General features: G+C 59.5%; 20 protein-coding genes. 12 read left to right on the top strand and 8 right to left on the bottom strand.

Going from position 1 to position 16,866, the window contains the following annotated elements:
• Window positions 1-74: 74 nt before the first annotated feature.
• From AACH73_RS00205 to AACH73_RS00195, 3 genes are all read right to left on the bottom strand, one after another.
• Window positions 75-1,148 carry an AraC family transcriptional regulator gene (locus AACH73_RS00205; RefSeq protein WP_338735043.1) on the bottom strand — a complete coding sequence of 358 codons (1,074 nt, stop codon included), beginning with the start codon at window positions 1,146-1,148 and terminating at the stop codon, window positions 75-77.
• 43 nt (window positions 1,149-1,191) lie between these two features.
• Window positions 1,192-2,694: an acetyl-CoA hydrolase/transferase family protein gene (locus AACH73_RS00200; RefSeq protein ID WP_338735734.1), complete on the bottom strand. Its 1,503-nt coding sequence runs from the start codon at window positions 2,692-2,694 to the stop codon at window positions 1,192-1,194.
• A 129-nt stretch (window positions 2,695-2,823) separates the two neighbouring features.
• Window positions 2,824-3,249, bottom strand: coding sequence for an Hsp20 family protein (locus tag AACH73_RS00195; RefSeq protein WP_272739735.1), 426 nt, complete (start codon window positions 3,247-3,249; stop codon window positions 2,824-2,826).
• 105 nt (window positions 3,250-3,354) lie between these two features.
• On the opposite strand from AACH73_RS00195, the gene AACH73_RS00190 reads away from it, so the two are divergent.
• Entirely contained in the window at window positions 3,355-3,822 is a 468-nt protein-coding gene (locus tag AACH73_RS00190; protein ID WP_338735042.1) for a hypothetical protein, read from the top strand.
• Window positions 3,823-3,864: 42 nt separating this feature from the next.
• Window positions 3,865-4,515: a CatB-related O-acetyltransferase gene (locus AACH73_RS00185; protein ID WP_338735041.1), complete on the top strand. Its 651-nt coding sequence runs from the start codon at window positions 3,865-3,867 to the stop codon at window positions 4,513-4,515.
• On the opposite strand, the gene rimO is transcribed toward AACH73_RS00185, so the two are convergent.
• Window positions 4,512-5,924 carry a 30S ribosomal protein S12 methylthiotransferase RimO gene (gene rimO / locus AACH73_RS00180; RefSeq protein ID WP_338735040.1) on the bottom strand — a complete coding sequence of 471 codons (1,413 nt, stop codon included), beginning with the start codon at window positions 5,922-5,924 and terminating at the stop codon, window positions 4,512-4,514. The two genes, AACH73_RS00185 and rimO, sit on opposite strands and share 4 nt — an antisense overlap.
• A 91-nt stretch (window positions 5,925-6,015) precedes the next feature.
• Here rimO and fsa point away from each other — a divergent pair, with 91 nt between their 5' ends.
• Entirely contained in the window at window positions 6,016-6,669 is a 654-nt protein-coding gene (gene fsa / locus AACH73_RS00175) for a fructose-6-phosphate aldolase (RefSeq protein WP_338735039.1), read from the top strand.
• Entirely contained in the window at window positions 6,669-7,211 is a 543-nt protein-coding gene (gene rimM, locus AACH73_RS00170; RefSeq protein ID WP_338735037.1) for a ribosome maturation factor RimM, read from the top strand. Before fsa ends, rimM begins: the two co-directional genes overlap by 1 nt.
• Here rimM and AACH73_RS00165 read toward each other — a convergent pair.
• Both AACH73_RS00165 and AACH73_RS00160 read right to left on the bottom strand, forming a co-directional pair.
• Window positions 7,208-7,588, bottom strand: coding sequence for a type II toxin-antitoxin system death-on-curing family toxin (locus tag AACH73_RS00165; protein WP_338735036.1), 381 nt, complete (start codon window positions 7,586-7,588; stop codon window positions 7,208-7,210). The two genes, rimM and AACH73_RS00165, sit on opposite strands and share 4 nt — an antisense overlap.
• Entirely contained in the window at window positions 7,585-7,812 is a 228-nt protein-coding gene (locus AACH73_RS00160) for an AbrB/MazE/SpoVT family DNA-binding domain-containing protein (protein ID WP_338735035.1), read from the bottom strand. The genes AACH73_RS00165 and AACH73_RS00160 overlap by 4 nt, the downstream gene beginning before the upstream one ends.
• Before the next feature lie 169 nt (window positions 7,813-7,981).
• On the opposite strand from AACH73_RS00160, the gene AACH73_RS00155 reads away from it, so the two are divergent.
• Together AACH73_RS00155 and AACH73_RS00150 are read left to right on the top strand one after the other, a co-directional pair.
• A complete protein-coding gene (locus AACH73_RS00155; protein ID WP_338735034.1) occupies window positions 7,982-8,554 on the top strand; it encodes a PadR family transcriptional regulator in 573 nt (190 codons plus the stop codon).
• Window position 8,555: 1 nt separating this feature from the next.
• The gene (locus AACH73_RS00150) at window positions 8,556-9,293 is read left to right on the top strand and encodes a siderophore-interacting protein (protein ID WP_338735033.1); all 738 of its coding nucleotides are present in this window, start codon (window positions 8,556-8,558) and stop codon (window positions 9,291-9,293) included.
• Here AACH73_RS00150 and AACH73_RS00145 read toward each other — a convergent pair.
• The gene (locus AACH73_RS00145) at window positions 9,290-10,039 is read right to left on the bottom strand and encodes an SDR family oxidoreductase (RefSeq protein ID WP_338735032.1); all 750 of its coding nucleotides are present in this window, start codon (window positions 10,037-10,039) and stop codon (window positions 9,290-9,292) included. The two genes, AACH73_RS00150 and AACH73_RS00145, sit on opposite strands and share 4 nt — an antisense overlap.
• 110 nt (window positions 10,040-10,149) lie before the next feature.
• Between AACH73_RS00145 and AACH73_RS00140 the strand changes: the two genes are divergently transcribed.
• Both AACH73_RS00140 and AACH73_RS00135 read left to right on the top strand, forming a co-directional pair.
• Window positions 10,150-11,043: a LysR family transcriptional regulator gene (locus AACH73_RS00140; protein ID WP_338735031.1), complete on the top strand. Its 894-nt coding sequence runs from the start codon at window positions 10,150-10,152 to the stop codon at window positions 11,041-11,043.
• A gap of 122 nt (window positions 11,044-11,165) precedes the next feature.
• Window positions 11,166-11,708, top strand: a complete 543-nt coding sequence (locus AACH73_RS00135) for a hypothetical protein (RefSeq protein ID WP_272739726.1) — start codon at window positions 11,166-11,168, stop codon at window positions 11,706-11,708.
• Window positions 11,709-11,738: 30 nt separating this feature from the next.
• Here the strand turns inward: AACH73_RS00135 and AACH73_RS00130 are convergent, their stop codons facing one another.
• Entirely contained in the window at window positions 11,739-12,494 is a 756-nt protein-coding gene (locus AACH73_RS00130) for a DUF6065 family protein (protein ID WP_272739725.1), read from the bottom strand.
• Between the two features lie 29 nt (window positions 12,495-12,523).
• Here AACH73_RS00130 and AACH73_RS00125 point away from each other — a divergent pair, with 29 nt between their 5' ends.
• The 4 genes from AACH73_RS00125 (at window position 12,524) to trpS (ending at window position 16,861) form a co-directional block, all read left to right on the top strand.
• The gene (locus AACH73_RS00125) at window positions 12,524-13,033 is read left to right on the top strand and encodes a prolyl-tRNA synthetase associated domain-containing protein (RefSeq protein WP_338735030.1); all 510 of its coding nucleotides are present in this window, start codon (window positions 12,524-12,526) and stop codon (window positions 13,031-13,033) included.
• Complete coding sequence (locus AACH73_RS00120; RefSeq protein ID WP_338735029.1) at window positions 13,034-14,128, top strand: ROK family transcriptional regulator; 1,095 nt, start codon at window positions 13,034-13,036, stop codon at window positions 14,126-14,128. It abuts the gene before it with no gap.
• Between the two features lie 138 nt (window positions 14,129-14,266).
• On the top strand, window positions 14,267-15,853 hold the full coding sequence (murJ, locus tag AACH73_RS00115) for a murein biosynthesis integral membrane protein MurJ (protein ID WP_338735028.1): 1,587 nt from the start codon (window positions 14,267-14,269) through the stop codon (window positions 15,851-15,853).
• A 12-nt stretch (window positions 15,854-15,865) separates the two neighbouring features.
• The gene (gene trpS, locus AACH73_RS00110; RefSeq protein ID WP_272739721.1) at window positions 15,866-16,861 is read left to right on the top strand and encodes a tryptophan--tRNA ligase; all 996 of its coding nucleotides are present in this window, start codon (window positions 15,866-15,868) and stop codon (window positions 16,859-16,861) included.
• Window positions 16,862-16,866 lie beyond the last annotated feature (5 nt).

Genomic DNA, 16,866 nt, shown 5'->3' with positions numbered 1-16,866 from the left:
AAACGCCCCGCAGATTATGGCTTTTTAGCCAGTCTCTCTCCTCAAAAGCCGTCCTTTCGTTCCTCAATACCCAGCTATGCACCCGATTCATCCCGACGCACAGCGGCGCGAAAGTCGCTGGGCGAACGCCCTTCGATGGTGCGGAAGGCCCGGTTGAAACTGGCCAGAGAGGCAAAGCCGCTGTCGAGCGCAACTGCAATCAGCTTGTCGGCCGGGTCTCGCTCTCTGAGCAGGCGACGCGCTTCGGCCACCCGATAATGATTCAGGAAGGTGCGGAAATGATCATAGCCCAGTTCCTGATTGATCAGCGTGCGCACGGCGCGCTCCGACGTGCCCATGCGCGCAACAAAGGTGGCAAAGCTCAGTTCGGGGTCGAGGAACACGCGGTCTTTTTCCATCAGGGACAACAGGCGGTGATGGCGTTCATCGTCTGGGCGCAGGTCTGGTCTTAAAGGTATTGCCGTCGCGGAGGGGGCGTTCGTTCCGGCGCTGAAGGTCAGGACGCCGGAGCGCACGCTCAATAGCTGGCTTGTCAGCCATAGACCAAAGCTCAGGAGCATCGCGTTCTGGATCATGGCGAAGGCCAGCGGACGCCAGGCAAATCCGAAAAGGGTATCGGCCGTCAGATCAATGAACAGCATCCCGCCGAGGAGGGCAGCGACCCTGATCCGCGCGTCCTGACGTTGCGGAATCAAATCACCTGGACGTTCGCCCAGAAGACGCCAGACGAGATGCCCCACAATCGCAAAGCCAAGCGGTACAAGCAGACGGGATAAGTCCTTGTCTGCAAAAGCGTCCCCCAAAAGTCCGCGATCAAGAGCTGCAATGGTAGCCCAAAGCAGGCCAACGCCCAACACGCCGCCTTTCAAGCGAAACTGCCTGTCAAAGCATGACAGACTGAACCACCATAGAAAGATGACGGTGAAGCCGCTCACCGTGTGCGCGAGCCTGCCTATGACCCCCGTTGGGGTCAGCGAAGCAAGTGGGCTGTTGGTGACAACAAAGCCTGTAAGGCACAGGGCCAGGGGTGCGAACAGGACGGCCGGCAGGCCAGCCTGTCGGCGCTGGGCCAGCAGAAGCCAGGCCAGAAGCAGGATGGTAACGCTAGCCCCTGCCCGGATCGCGACGTCAAGCTGGCCCAGATACATTCGACCACTATAGAGCCGAAATGCCGGGCTGCAATATGAGCGCTTAGGGTTTCATATGGCCGGTGCGAAGGTAGCGTTCGTGCCAGCTCAAGGCCTCAGACAACAGGTGCGGGGTCTGTCCACCGCGCTCGCGGCAGGCGCGATCGAAATAATCGTTCAGCAGGTCGCGGAAATCGGCGTGGGCGCAATGGGCGATGACCTGACGCGCCCGTTCGCGCGGGGCCAGACCGCGTAAATCTGCCAGTCCGTTTTCCGTCACCAGTATATCGACATCGTGCTCCGTATGGTCGACGTGACTGGCCATAGGCACTACGGCGGATATGGCCCCGGCCTTGGCCTGCGACTTGGCGACGAAGATCGACAGATAGGCATTGCGGGCGAAATCGCCCGAGCCACCAATGCCGTTCATCATGTGGGTTCCGCTGACATGGGTTGAGTTGACATTGCCATAAAGATCGAATTCCAGCGCCGTATTGATGGCGATGATGCCGAGGCGGCGGATGACTTCCGGATGGTTGGAAATTTCCTGTGGCCGCAGGATGATGCGATCGCGATAGGCGTTAATGTGATTGAAGACGCGCTCCGCCCATGCTGCGCTTAGCGTCACCGAACAGCCGGAGGCATAGAGCAGCTTGCCCGAATCGATCAGTTCAAAAGTCGAATCCTGCAACACCTCGGAATACATGCGCAGATTATGAAAGTCCGAGCGGTTCAACTCGCTTAAGACCGCATTGGCGATAACACCGATGCCGGCCTGAATGGGGTTGAGAGATGGTGGCAGACGGCCCTGCCTGACTTCGTTTTGCAGAAAATCGACCAGATACGCGCCGATGGCGGTGGTCGCCGGGTCGGGTGTCGCGACGCGGGCGGGGCTGTCGCCCTCTCGGGTGATGACGATAGCGGCGATCTTGGCGGGGTCGATGGGGATATAGGGCGTGCCGACGCGGCTGTCGCAGGTGACGACCGGTACGGGCGTGCGCGACGGGCGTTTGGCCGGGATATAGATGTCATGCATCCCTTCCATGGCCGCCGAATAGGTGAGGTTCAGCTCGATGATCACCTTAGGCGCCAGTATAGCGAACGAGGCGCTGTTGCCGACCGAGGTGGAGGGCACGATGCCGCCGTCTTCGGTGATGGCCACGGCCTCGATCACCGCCAAATCGACCGGGCCGACCTGCCGCGAACGCAGGGCTTCGACCGTTTCAGACAGGTGTTGATCGATGAACATCACCTCGCCGCGATTGATGGCGGCACGCAGGGTGTCGTCAACCTGAAACGGCATCCGTCGTGCCAGCAGCCCGGCCTCATATAGCAGTTTATCGGTATTGTGCCCCAGCGAGGCCCCGGTAATGACCGTAAGTTTCATAGGGTGGGTTTTAGCGCGCTCGGCCAGGGCCAAAGGCACCGCTTTGGCGTCACCGGCACGGGTGAAACCGCTCAGGCCGAGGGTCATGCCGTCGTGGATCAGGCTGGCGGCCTGGTCTGGCGTGGCAATGCGCGTCAGCAGATCAGGGCAGCGAATACGCGCAAGGATTTCGCTGTCCATCGCTTGGGCAGGGGTGGAAATCTGGCCGTTCATAAACGCATACTCCGGGTTGTCCGGAAGTAATGACTCTGTGCCGCAAGCCCGCGCAAGGCGTTTTTCGCTGGTGCGACTAAATGCGCATAGGTGAAATCACCGCGCTTTAATGGGGATGATGCGCACATCCTCCGGCGCGTGAGGCCGCTTGAGGTCGATGTGCAGCAAACCGTATTCCATTACCGCGCCCTCGACCTCAAACCCTTCGCCGACGACGAAGCTGCGCGTAAACCCGCGCTGCGCGATGCCCCGATGGATGAATTCGCGCGGTTCGGCTTCTGACGGCTCCTTGCCCGGATCCTTGAACGCCTGAAGCGTCAGTTGCGGCCCTTGCAGGCTGAGACGCAGCGTATCGGGGGTGAAACCCGCCACCGCCACGGTCAGGCGCAGGTGATTGGCCGAAAGGGCTTCGACATTATAAGGCGGGTAATTATCGGAAGCGCGGCTGACGCGCTCGATCAGGCTGCGGGTCTCATCGAACCCCAGCAGGAACGGGCTGTCAAACACTATAAACCGGGACATCGCTTCCTCCGCTTTTCCGATATGCGTCCTCCTCAAGGTCGCTGCAAGGTGTGGATGGTAAAATGCAGGTGGAATGCTGCCTCGGTTCAGGATATGGCATCAGGTATGAAGTCTGACGAAACGCCTGAAACATCTGTGGTCGAGGTGCGCTGGAGCGCGACCTTGCTCAACACCTATACCATCGCCCTGATGCTGATCTCGCCCTTCTGGGCGGCACTTATGATAACGCAAGGCAAGGGGATTGGGGTGTTGATTCTGGGCCTTCTGCTGTTCGGCATGATCAGCCTGAGCGTGCTGAACAAGCCCCTGTTCAGCTATGACCCCGAACGCCGCGAATTCATTTCTCCGGATCATAAGGCACTGCCGCTGGATCAGATCGACAGTATCGAGATGGACGCGCACGACCTCTATTTCATTCCGAAATCGCACAGCCAAGACGGCTGGCACCTGTCGCAACGTTGCTGGGTGCTGGCCCCGCGACGCACGCTTAAGGCCCTAGCGGCGCAGCATGGCTGGCCGCTGAAAGATATCGCGCACCCGATTTCACGGTTCGGTTTCTGGCTGGTACCCTGACGGGGGGCAGGTTTTCGGGCATAGCTCTAAGAGAGGGGTTCCATGGCTCGTTTTATAGGTCTGGACGCTACGAAGCGTAACCCCATCACCCTGCCCGATGGTCAGTCAGTGACCAGCACCGTACACCTTAACGTGGCGGTGTCTCACCCGCAGTTCAGTGCCGGGGATTACAGCTATTTCAGCCATTTTCAGATGCCCGACGATCCGTTGAGTGTGCTGGCGCCCTATTTGTTTCCCTTTTCCAAAGAGCGACTAACCATCGGGAAATTCTGTCAGTTCGCGCACGGTACCACCTTTATTACCTCGTCAGCTAATCATCCGATGAGCGGCTTTTCGACCTATCCCTTCCGCATCTTCAATCCTGAACGCATGGCTGACTATGGTGAGCTGCCGGCAAAAGACACCACTGTCGGTAACGACGTCTGGATAGGTTTTGGGGCGATCATCATGCCTGGCGTGACTATAGGCGACGGCGCCATCATAGCGACGGGTGCTGTGGTTAGCAGAGACGTACCGCCCTACACGATTGCCGCTGGCAATCCAGCAAATACATTACGCAAGCGTTTCAGCGATGAGGTGATCGCCGATCTTCTGGCCCTGCGTTGGTGGGACTGGCCTGTCGAAACAATTGAAGCACATCTGGCGGCAATTGAGGGCGCAGACATAGATACGCTTGGGGCTGTACGGGTTTAAATCCGCGAAATCAGCCGGTGCGTGCGGCCTGCCGGGCGCGCCGTCGGCACGCGGTTGAGCTTGATAAGCCCTTCCGGTTCGCCCCACAGGTCGTAGGCATCGGCGCGCGTCACCTTGGCCCTCGCATAGTCACCGACGCTCAGGCCGGTAAAGCCTTTCAGGTAGATATGGCCGTCGATTTCCGGCGCATCGCCCTTGGTGCGCGCCACCGCGACGCCGTCTGAGCGGATTTCGTCCACCAGCACATCGACCACCTGACTGACCTTGTTTTGCAGCTTCTGCGCCGAGATGCGCGACGCTACAGCCATAAAGCGCGCCAGGCGGTCCTGTTTGACCTCCTCTGGCACGTGGTCTGGCAGGTCGCGCGCGGCGGCGCCTTCGACGTTTTCGTAGGCAAAGGCCCCAACCCGGTCGATCTGCGCCGCTTCCAGCCAGTCGAGCAGCAGGTTGAAGTCGGCCTCGGTCTCACCCGGGAAGCCGACAACGAAGGTCGAACGCAGCGTCAGATCCGGACAGATCTCGCGCCAGCTTAAGATGCGCTCGAGCGTCTTGTCCTGATTACCGGGGCGGCGCATGGCCTTCAGTACCTTCGGGCTGGCGTGCTGGAACGGAATATCCAGATAGGGCAGGATCTTGCCTTCGGCCATCAGTGGGATGACGCTGTTCACGTGCGGGTAAGGATAGACATAGTGCATCCGCACCCAGATACCCAATTCACCCAGGCCCCGCGACAGGTCTTCGAACGACGCCTTATAGTAATCATTGCGCCAGCGGCCTTCGGCATAGCGAATATCGAGCCCATAGGCCGAGGTGTCCTGCGAAACGACCAGCAGCTCTTTGACGCCATTGGCGGCCAGAACCTCGGCCTCGCGCAAGACCTCATCAACCGGCCGCGAGGCCAGATCACCGCGCAAGGAGGGGATGATGCAGAAGGAACAGCGGTGGTCGCAACCTTCGGAAATCTTCAGATAGGCATAGTGTTTGGGCGTCAACCTTACGCCCGGATCATTCTCCGGCACCAGCGGGCGGAAGGGGTCGGGCTTAGCGGGCACGATGCGGCGCACCGCCTCCATCACCTCTTCGTACTGATGCGCGCCGGTGACGGCGGCGACATTGGGAAAGCGTTCGCGGATCAGGTCGGCTTCGGCCCCCAGACAGCCAGTCACGACCACCTTGCCGTTTTCGGCCAGAGCTTCGCCAATGGCATTCAGGCTTTCGTCGCGCGCCGAATCCAGAAAGCCGCAGGTATTCACGACCACCACATCGGCCCCGGCATATTCGGCGGCCGTGGCATAGCCTTCCCCTTTCAGGCGCGTCAGTATGCGTTCGGAATCGACCAGCGCCTTTGGGCAGCCAAGCGAGACAAAACCGACCTTGGGGGCGTCAGAAGTGGCGGGGGCGTTACTCATGCAAAAAAACTTGAACTTGCTCTGTTATACGGATTAATGCGGCCTCATACACGCAAATGCCTCCAAACACAAAGACGCCCAAGGAAAAACCATGCTGATCTTTGCCGACACTGCCGACACCGCGCTTCTGGCCGAACTCAATGAGACGGGCCTGATCGACGGCGTGACCACCAACCCGACCCTGATCGCCAAGTCAGGCCGCAATATCCTTGAGGTCACCAAGGAAATATGCGCCATGATTGACGGTCCGGTTTCGGCCGAGGTCGCGGCTACGGAATTCGAGCAGATGGTGGCCGAGGGCGAAAAGCTCGCCAAGATTGCCGACAATGTGGTGATCAAGGTGCCGCTCACTGTCGATGGCCTGAAAGCCACGCGCGTCTTTTCCGATCAGGGTCTGATGACCAATGTCACCCTGTGTTTCTCGGTGACGCAGGCGCTTCTGGCCGCCAAGGCCGGCGCGACGTTCGTATCTCCCTTCGTCGGGCGTCTGGACGATCGCGGTGAAGACGGGATGCAGCTGATCCGCGACATCCGCACCGTGTTCGATAATTATGAGTTTGAAACGGCCATCCTCGCCGCGTCCTTGCGCAACACTACCCACGTCGCTCAGGCCGCCATTGCGGGGGCCGATTGCGCCACCCTGCCGCCCGCGGTCATCAAGGCCATGTTCCAGCACGACCTGACCGACAAGGGTCTGGAAACCTTCCTCGCCGACTGGGCCAGCACGGGCCAAAGCATTCTCTGATGACGGAACTGGTTTTCGTGGCCCAGGTCGCCGCCAGCTTCGGCGTGCGCGGCGAATTCAAGCTGATCAGCCATATGGACGATCCGCTGAGCGTACTGGAATATAATCCCCTTTATAACCCGCGAGGCGAACCCGCGCTGGTTATTACGGCGGCGCGTGTCCACAAGGGCGCTCTGGTCGTTAAGGCCGAAGGCATTAGTGACAAGGACAAGGCCGACGCGCTCAAGGGGCTCAAACTCTATGTGCGCCGCGAAGACCTGCCCGAAGTTGAGGGCGAGGACGATTACTATGTAACCGACCTGATTGGCCTTGAGGTGCGTAGCACCGACGGGTCCGTGATCGGACGGCTGAAAGGCGTTGAAGATTTCGGCGCAGGCGATCTTCTCGACATCCAGCCGAAAGGTGGCGCCAGCTACTACCTGATGTTCACCCGCGAAAACGTGCCTGAGGTGAATATCGGCGCGGGCTATGTGGTGATTTCACCGCCGGATGAGGTGGTGGTAAATGAGCCGCTGGAGAAAGAACGAGACGCATTGGATTAACCCAAGCGCGCGCGAAACCACTCAGCTAGTTTGGTTTCGGAAACTTTGCCGCCGGCCATATCTTCGACAGTACGGATAGCGTCCCCTTTATCGAAGCTCAGCCGATAGCCATTGTCGGCCAGAAATAGACGCGCCACCACCCATGCTGTGCGCTTTTTGCCGTCGTTAAAACCATGATTTTTGGCGATGCTGAAGGCGTAGGCGGCTGCTAAGTCAGCGGCATCCGGTTGGCCATAGGCCACCAGATTTGCAGCACGGGCAATGGCTGGGTCGATGATTCCGGCGTCACGGACCCCTTCCAGTCCCCCATGTTCCGCCAGTTGACGATCATGAATGGCAAAGACGACTTCGCGCGGAACCCATCGCCACGCGGTCATTTCGCCAACTGACGCAGGATTTCCCGGTCTTCGTGCATGATCTCTTCCGCCAGCGACATCTGGCGTTCAAAATCCGGGTCATAGGGCGTCAGCCGGAAACCGCCATCTGGTGTTTCCGTCAGATAGATGGTGTCGCCTTTTTTGATTTTCATGTGGGCCATGGCTTCCTTGGTCAGAATAAATCCCGCCGAAGCCCCTACCGTTGTGACCTTGAAACGCATCATCTGGAACTCTCGTATATAATAGAAGTTATATAGTCTTAAGCGGCATTACGCAAAGAATGATAAAAGTCCTATTTCAAACATAATTCAGATATATCTAAATACAAATTAGAGACACACGGCTTTTGCCGTGGTCCTGGTAGGTCTTCAACCTCTGAAAGGTATGTGAATTATGAGGGACTTTCCCTTTGGACGCGGGCGGGGCGGTGGTCATCATCGCGGCTGGCCCGAAGAGGGCCGCGGCGGCCCGTTAGGTGAGCGCGGGCCCGGACGGCATGGCCGGGGTGGGCGCGGCGGTCGCGGTTTCGGGCATGGCGGCCTGCGGCTCGTGTTGCTCAGGCTGATCAGCGATAGGCCCAGCCACGGTTATGAACTCATCCGCGCTATCGACGACCATTTCAACGGTCAGTACGCACCGTCGCCTGGTATTGTCTATCCGGCCCTGAGTTGGCTGGAAGATGGTGGCTTTATCACCATCACCCCCGACGCTGAAGGCCGCAAGGTCGCCACCATCACCGAAGCGGGAACGGCCCTTTTGGCTGAACGCGCCGAAGAACTGGAGCGTCTGTTTGCCGAAGCCCCGCAAAGCGCCTCGGAAGGACCGGATTTCGCGCCCATCTTTCGCGCCATGGACAATCTCAAGGCAGCTCTGCGCAATCGCGCGGCGCGACCACTGACGCAAGACGAACTGCACGCCATTGTCGATGGTATCGACGATCTGGCTCGCCGTATTGAGAGGTCGTGAGATGGCTGAAGACAATTGCACGCCCTTGCGCGTTCGCTTTGAACTGCGCCGCCGTGAACTGCGGGTTGCTGAGCGCATCCGACTGACACCGAATATGCTGCGTCTGATCCTCAGTGGCGATCTGGAAGGGTTTCAGTCACTGGGCTTTGATGATCATGTGAAACTCTTGTTTCCCGATCCGCAGGGCGGAGACACGCCGGTCATGCGCGACTACACGCCGCGCGCCTTTGATGTGAGCAAGGGGCGGCTGACCCTCGACTTCGCCCTGCATGAACCGGCGGGACCGGCCACTCAATGGGCGTTACAAGCGAAGATCGGCGATTTGCTTCACATTGGCGGCCCGCGCGGCTCGCAAGTGTGGCCGGATGCGTTCGCTCACTATGTCCTGGTCGGCGATGAAACGGCCTTGCCGGCTATCGGCCGTCGTCTGGAAGGCGCCCCGGCGGGTCAGGCGATAACCGTCCTGGCCATGGTCGAAAATGCGGCAGAGCGTCAGACCTGGATCACCCGGGCCAAGGCGGATTTTTGCTGGCTTTATCGTGCGCAAGCCAATGATGTGCTAGGCGCCATCGATGCCCTAAGCCTGGGTGCCGATCCGCTAGTGTGGATTGCCGGAGAGGCGCAGTGGGCCAGAACGGTGCGGGCGCACCTGCACGACAAAGGCCTCAATCCGAAAAGGATCAAGGCCTCTGGCTACTGGCTTAAGGGCGAACCGGGCGCGCACCAGGCTCTCGATTAGAGGAACATGCCGCCCGATGCTTCGATCCGCTGCGCATTGATCCAACGGCTGCCGGGCGACAGAATGGCCGCGACGACACCCCCAATATCGTCGGGAAGACCCACACGACCCAGCGCCGTATTTGACGCCACAAAGGCATTCAGTCCCGCATTGTCACGCACAGCCCCGCCTCCGAAATCTGTTTCTATCGCCCCCGGAGCGAGGACATTGACGGCAATGCCGCGGGCTCCAAATTCCTTGGCCTGATAACGCGTCAGCACCTCCATCGCCCCCTTTATCGACGCATAGGCGGCGTAACCCGGAAGGGCGAAGCGCGCCAGACCTGACGAGACATTGAGGATGCGACCACCGTCGCGCATCAGGGGCAGTAGAGCCTGGGTAAGGAAGAACGGGCCTTTGAAATGCACATTCACCAGTTCGTCGAACTGCGCTTCGGTGGTATCGGTAAAGCTGGCATGAACACCGGTTCCGGCATTGTTGACGAGATAGTCGAAGCGGTCTTCGCCCCAGGCGGTCAGGGTTTCCTGAACCTTTGCCACGAAGGGGGCGAATCCTGTCGTATTGCCAACGTCCAGCGGCATGCCCACAGCGCGGCGCCCCAGGGCTTCGATCTCAGCCACAAGGCTCTGAGCTTCTGTGAAGTTTGATCGATAGGTGAAGATGACGTCCACCCCGTCGCGGGCCAGATGCAGGGCGGCGTTGCGGCCAAGGCCCCGGCTGCCGCCGGTGATGAGTGCGATGGTCATGTAATCTCTCCTGTATGAAAGCGGATGACCGATGAATAGTTGACCCATGAGGCAGGATAAATCCGTAAATTCCGGCTAGACTGTTCCGATAAATGAACAATAATGCGCGTATGCTGCGATTAGATGCCCTTCTGATGTTCACCCGTATCGCGGAACTGTCGTCTTTCACGCAGGCGGCCGAAACGCTTGGCCTGCCAAAGGCCACGGTATCAACGGCGGTGCAAACGCTGGAGGCGCATCTTGGGGCGCAACTCCTCTATCGCACCACGCGACGGGTTCAGCTCACCCACGATGGTCAGGTTTTCTATGAGCGCGCCAAGGACCTGCTGGCTGATGCCGAAGACCTGTCGGGCCTGTTTCAGACGCGTGAGGTAAGTGGGCGCATCCGCGTGGATATGCCCATCCCCGTGGCGCAGAACCTTATCCTGCCCAACTTACCCGCGCTGCTTGAGCGCCATCCGGCCTTGCGCGTTGAACTGTCTTCGACGGATCGCATCGTCGATATTGTGCGCGAAGGCTTTGACGCCGTCATCCGGGTGGGGACCCTGAGCGATTCCGGCCTGACGGTCCGTTCGCTGGGTAAGCTTTCCATGGGTAATTTTGCCAGCCCTGCCTATCTGGCGCGATGGGGTAGGCCGCGCACGCTGGAGGATCTGAAGGGCCACCGGCTAATCCATTACGTGACCCAGATGGGGGCGCGCCCGGACGGCTTTGACTATTTCGACGGTACCCAGTGGCAGACCATTACCATGGAGGGCGTGGTGACGGTCAACAATTCAGAAGCCTATCGTCACGCGGCACTGGCGGGTCTCGGAATCGTTCAGGCCCCACGTGTCGGCATGATAGAACACGTGGCGCAGGGACGGCTGATTGAACTATTGCCCAACCATGTGGCTGAGGCCCTGCCAGTATCGCTGATCTACCCGCAACGACGTCATCTGGCGCGCCGGGTGAGGGTGTTTATCGATTGGGTCGCTACCCTGATGAAAACCTATACGGATTGAAGGGCGTGCCTGATCTGTAACGGCCTTGGTGGCGTATTAAAGCCACATTGACGTTTGATAGTGGAGGCTCGATACTCCCTCGCCAATAGGGGCTTTTTCACAGGGAGTTGAGTGTTAAGACCATGCGTAAAATGATGATTGGTGCGGCACTTGGCGTCTCTCTGGTAACGCTCGCCGCCTGCGCGACACCCACCCCCTATCAGCCCGTAACTGGCGATCCGACCTCGTCTCTGGCCCGAGGCTATTCCGACCAGCGGATCGAAGCCAATCGCTACCGGCTGAAATTCTCCGGCAATTCCTCTACCTCGCGTGAGACGGTCGAGGACTATATGCTCTACCGCGCGGCGGAGCTGGCGCTGGAAAACGGCTACGACTGGTTCAGTCTGGTGGGCCGCAACACCAAGGAAGACCGCACGACCACCACCACTTATCGTGATCCGTTCCCACGCCTCTACGGCGGATTCTACTACCGCTATTATCGCGGCGGTTGGGGCTCGTGGGGCGCGTGGGAAGAGGATCAGACGACTTTCTACCGTTATGAAACCTCGGCCGAGGTCATCTTCGGTAAAGGCGAAAAGCCGAACGATCCCAACGCCTATGATGCGCGCGAGGTAAAACAGAACCTCGACCCGCGTATTGTGCGACCGACGACGGATCGTCGCTGAACCAAAAAGGGAGCCTAAAGGCTCCCTTTTTTATTTCGGCTCTTCGATCCCGTCATAGCGAACAGGGTTCACGCGGCGACGGTTCATGTGCTCCTGCGGCGCTTCCGACTGATCCGGCAATTCACCCTTGTGGTAAAACTTCTGCCAGGCCTGTTTAATGGCCGCCGGGTCGCGGTTGACGAGGCTTTCATTGAACTTGGCCCGACTTTCCGACCACGCCTTAAATTGCTCCAGCAGGTCCGGATCGGCCTCGATCGGCTTGACCACCGGCTGCACCTCATCGGTCTTTCGATGTTCGATGACATTGATGAAGCAGAAGGGTTCACCCTTCTGAAAATGCACGACGCCAGGTCGTGTGAAGCGCCAGTTCATCGTAAAGGGAAACGGCAGCCAGTCGGTTTCGATCAGACCGGTCAGGGGTGCAATGCCGTCTTTGACGTGGTTGGGTGCGCCTGTGGCCCAAAGGGCAAATCCCGGCGGCGTGCGGAAGAGATAACCCGTATGGAAGGTGACGATGCCCTGACTGAAATGGCTCTGCACAAAGTGTTCGACGTGCACGCCAGGGCGGTCGGCGGTGATGATGATATCGCTGGCCAGTTTGCCGCCATTCCATTCGATCGTAATGTCTTCGGGAACCAGCAGTTCCCAGCCCGTCGAATTGGCCATGGTGAGCGGCAGACAGCGATAGGGGAAGCGGTTGGAAAACGCATCCATCCAGTCGCGGTCGGTGCGGCCGGGAATGATTTCACGCGGGCCGGCCTGAACGACAAAACATTCCAATTCCATTACGCTTCGGGCTCCTGTAAACGCGTCGAATGACCGAAAAAAGCTTTTATACGCAAAGCACCCTGCTTCAAGCCCTAAACAGCTGGGGCCTGTTGCCGCGGACGACCGCGCATGAGGCGGTATTTCGTGTCGGTGAAGGCGAAGAGATCAAGGATAAGCTGCCCGGTGCACACACTAAAAACCTGTTCCTGAAGGACGATAAGGGGCAATTGTGGCTGATCAGCGCCGAACAGCAAACACAGATCAATCTGAAAGCCCTGCCGAAAGTCATCGGGTCCGGACGCCTGAGTTTCGGTTCCGAAGACCGGCTCTATCAGGCGCTTGGCGTGCGGCCCGGTTCGGTCACGGCGCTGGCCCTTATCAACGACCCGGATCACAAGGTCAGATTTATTCTTGATCAGCGACTTTATGAAGCTGAGATCGTCAACTTCCACCCGCTCATCAATACGGCGACCACAGCGCGCGATCAGGCCGATTTCCGGCATTTTCTAAACAAGCTGGGCCGAGACTACCGGGTTATCGACTTTTCGGACGTATAGATGTTTCCCCACCTGACCCACGGCCATCGCAAGGTGCTTGAGGCGCTGGTTCGCCATGGGACGGCAGCGCGCGCCGAACTGGCGGAAGCGTCCGGCTACACGCGACCGGCGGTGACCAATCTGGTGCGCGACCTGATGGACTGGGGATTGGTCGAGGAAGATAACGGGGCCTATGTGCACACCGGGCGGCGGGGTCAGCCACAAAAGCCGGTGTCGCTGCGTTCGGGCGCGGCCTATGCCTTTGGTATCGGCTTCACAGCCGGTGCACTCGATCTGGTGGCGATGGATCTGGGGGGTCGCGTGGTCGGGCGCACGCGCACGCCCCTGGCCGAGCCTAGCCCGCGTGCCGTGCTGGAGACCGTGCAGCAACAACTGGAAAGCGCCTATGGCAAGAGCCATGTGGTGCGCTGGCGGCAACTGGGCTTCGGGATCGGTGTGCCCTGCGACCTGCCGCCCGAACAGGCGCAGGCGTGGAATTTGGCCTATCGCCGCGAGGAACTGACCAGCTATTTTGCCAACAATCTGGAGGGGTCGGCCTTTATTGAAGCCGAACCTCTGGCCTGCGGCATTGGTGAGCGCGTTTTCGGTGCCGGTGCACGCTATCAGACCTATCTAATCGTCCATATCGGACTTGAGATCGGCGGGGCGCTGTTTATTGAAGGGCGCCCGTTCCGGGGAGGGCAGAGTATGTCAGGCGCCGGTCAGATCGGGCAGTTTTTCAATGAGGGTTCAGATGTTAAATCGGGTCCGGATGGCCGTGACCTGATGCGGGTGCTAACCAAAGCCGGATTTGGAGTGGGCGACCTCAGCGATCTCGATATCCTGCCCGAGGCGGCGCAAGGCGTGATCGCGGACTGGACGCACGGGGCCGCCGCACGTCTGTCGGCAGGTCTCTCCAAACTCAGCCCCTTCCTCAGTCCGGACGCGATTATCCTTACCGGTCGTCTCAGCCCGCTCCTCCTCAAAGAGCTGGCGCAAGCCGTGAATCTGGGGGTTGGCGCACCTGCGGTGGAAGCGTCGCGCCTAGGGGCCTTCCAGACCGCCATAGGGGCCGCCGCCTTGCCGGTTTTTTGTAATTTGCTACCGCAGGTGTGAGCGAGTAAAGCTTGCGCCGTGGGTGGCAAACCATTGCCTCGACATAGTCGGTCTCTCACGATTAACACCTCCACGCTTGCTAATTCCTGCGGCTGGAGTAAGAGCGAAACCGATTGCTCTCCTTACAGGCAGGCTTACGTGTCTCAAGAAACCGGGTCGAAACCCACCAGCGTTGTCCGCTCCTCGCTTGTCTTTGGTGGGATGACTCTGGTCAGTCGCGTAATGGGCTTTGCCCGCGATCTGGTCATCACGGCCGTCATGGGGGCATCGGGCAATATCGCCGCCGATGCCTACGCCACGGCGCTGACCTTCCCCAATCTGTTCCGCCGTATTTTTGCTGAAGGTGCCTTCACCGCCGCCTTCGTCCCCGCCTATTCCGCTGCGCTGGAAAAGGAAGGCCCCGAAGCCGCCGACAGGCTGGCGCGCGACGCCATGGCCACCATGACCATGATCGCCATTGTTCTGAGCGCACTGGCTATGATCTTCATGCCACAGGTCATGGCCGTCTTTTCGCACGGCTATGCCGACGACCCTGCCAAGATGCGTCTGACGATCATCCTCACCCAAATTACCATGCCTTATTTGCCGTGCATGACCATGGTGGCGCTCCTGTCCGGGGTGCTGAATGCGCGTGGACGCTTTGCCCTGTCGGCCTTTGTGCCGACGCTTCTGAACTTGTTCATGCTGGTCTTTGTGTGGTTCGGTAAGGACCCGATACACGCCTCCTATCTGGCGGCAACCGGTGTGCTGAGTGCCGGTGTGGCTCAGGCGGCGCTGCTCGTATGGGGCTGCCGCAGGACCGGGGCGCGCATTGGCTTTGTATGGCCGAAGCTTACGACTGAGATGCGCGGCCTTCTGCTGCTGGCAGTGCCCGGTGCGCTGGCCGCCGCCGCGACGCAGATCAATGTCTTCGTTTCCTCGCTTCTGGCATCGGGCGTAAACGGGGCACGAACCTGGCTGAGCGTTGCAGACCGCCTATATCAGTTGCCGCTGGGTCTGGTTGGGGTGGCCATCGGTGTAGCCCTTTTGCCAACCCTGTCGCGGGCGGTGCAGTCAGGCGATACGCAACGTTCGCAAAACGTCATGGACGATGCCGTGTTGTTTGCCATGGCCCTGACCCTGCCGGCGGCGGCGGCGCTGATCGCCATGCCCTTCTTCCTGATCGACGGCCTTTACACGCGGGGGGAGTTCCTTGCGCACGACGCGCAGGAAACGGCCCGCGCCCTGTTGCATTACGGCTGGGGTGTGCCCGCCTTTGTGCTGGCGCGCGTGCTGACCCCGGCCTTTTTTGCGCGCAAAGACACCTACGGACCGATGAAGTTTGCCATGGTGTCAGTCGTGGTCAATCTGGCCTGTGGTCTGACACTGTTCCCGCTGATCGGCGTGGCCGGTCTGGCGATCGGCACCTCCGCGGCGGCCTGGGTCAATGTCGGCCTGATGTGGTGGACGCTGAGCCGCCGCAAAACATGGTCACTGGGCCCCAAGGCGGCGACCGGACTTTTCAAGATCATCCTGGCCGGTATATTGATGGGGGCCTTTTGCGCTCTGGCCTCTCACTATCGCGCGGCAATTGAAGGGGCCCTTCACCCCCTGTTGCATCATATGACCAAGGAAATCGCCATTGTGGGCGTTTGTCTCCTCGGACTTTTCGTTTATATCGCCCTTCTGTTCGTTACGCGGGCTGTTCGCCCGTCCGACATAAAGAAGGCCCTGCGTAAGGGGTAAGAAGGTCCATACATGCGTATTCTGTCCGGTATTCAGGCGTCCGGGTCGCTTCACCTCGGCAACTATCTCGGCGCGCTCAAAAAGTTCGCCGATATGCAGTCTCTTGAGGCCACGCGCTTCTATATGATTGCCGATCTGCACGCGATCACCGTGTGGCAGGACCCTGAAAAGCTTTTGTCCCAGACCCGCGAAATCGCTGCCTGCTACCTGGCGGCGGGCGTGGACCCGGCAAAGTCGGCCATCTTTCCGCAGTCGGCGGTACGCGCCCATACGGAGCTGGCGTGGATTTTCAACTGCGTTGCGCGTCTGGGCTGGCTTGACCGAATGACGCAGTTCAAAGATAAGGCGGGCAAGGATAAGGAACGCGCTTCAATTGGTCTCTATACCTATCCGGTTCTTCAGGCCGCCGACATCCTGCTCTATAAGGCCACCCACGTGCCGGTGGGCGAAGACCAGCGTCAGCATCTAGAGCTGACACGCGACGTGGCCAAGAAGTTCAATCACGACTATAAGGTGGACTACTTCCCCTTGCCCGACACCCTTTATCAGGGGCCAGGCGCGCGCATCATGAGCTTGCGTGACGGGCTGGCTAAGATGTCGAAGTCAGACCCTTCGGACAATTCGCGCATCAACCTGACAGACGATGCCGACACCATCGCTTCGAAGATCAAGAAGGCCAAGTCTGACGCCGAAGTTCTGCCGGCAGAGGAGACCGGTCTGTCTGAACGACCGGAAGCCAAGAATCTCGTTGGTATCTATGCAGCCTTGGCCGGAGTATCGGTGCAGGACGTGCTCAATGAGTTTGGCGGCAAGGGCTTCGGCGTATTCAAGCCCGCGCTGGCCGAGGTGGTAGTGGACAAGATGTCGCCTATCTCCGAGCGCCTGCGCGCGCTATTGAACGATCCGGCAGAGGTTGACCGGGTGCTTAAGCTCGGGGCCGAAGCGGCTGAAGCAGCGGCAGAACCGGTGGTCAGAGATGTCAAAAAGATCGTCGGCCTGTGGGGTTGAGCCAG

The sequence above is a fragment of the Asticcacaulis sp. DW145 genome, assembly GCF_037101385.1.
In the GTDB taxonomy this organism is placed as follows: Bacteria; Pseudomonadota; Alphaproteobacteria; order Caulobacterales; family Caulobacteraceae; genus Asticcacaulis; species Asticcacaulis currens.
Note: the sequence above shows the minus strand (reverse complement) of the source record. Positions and strands in the feature narration are given on the sequence as shown.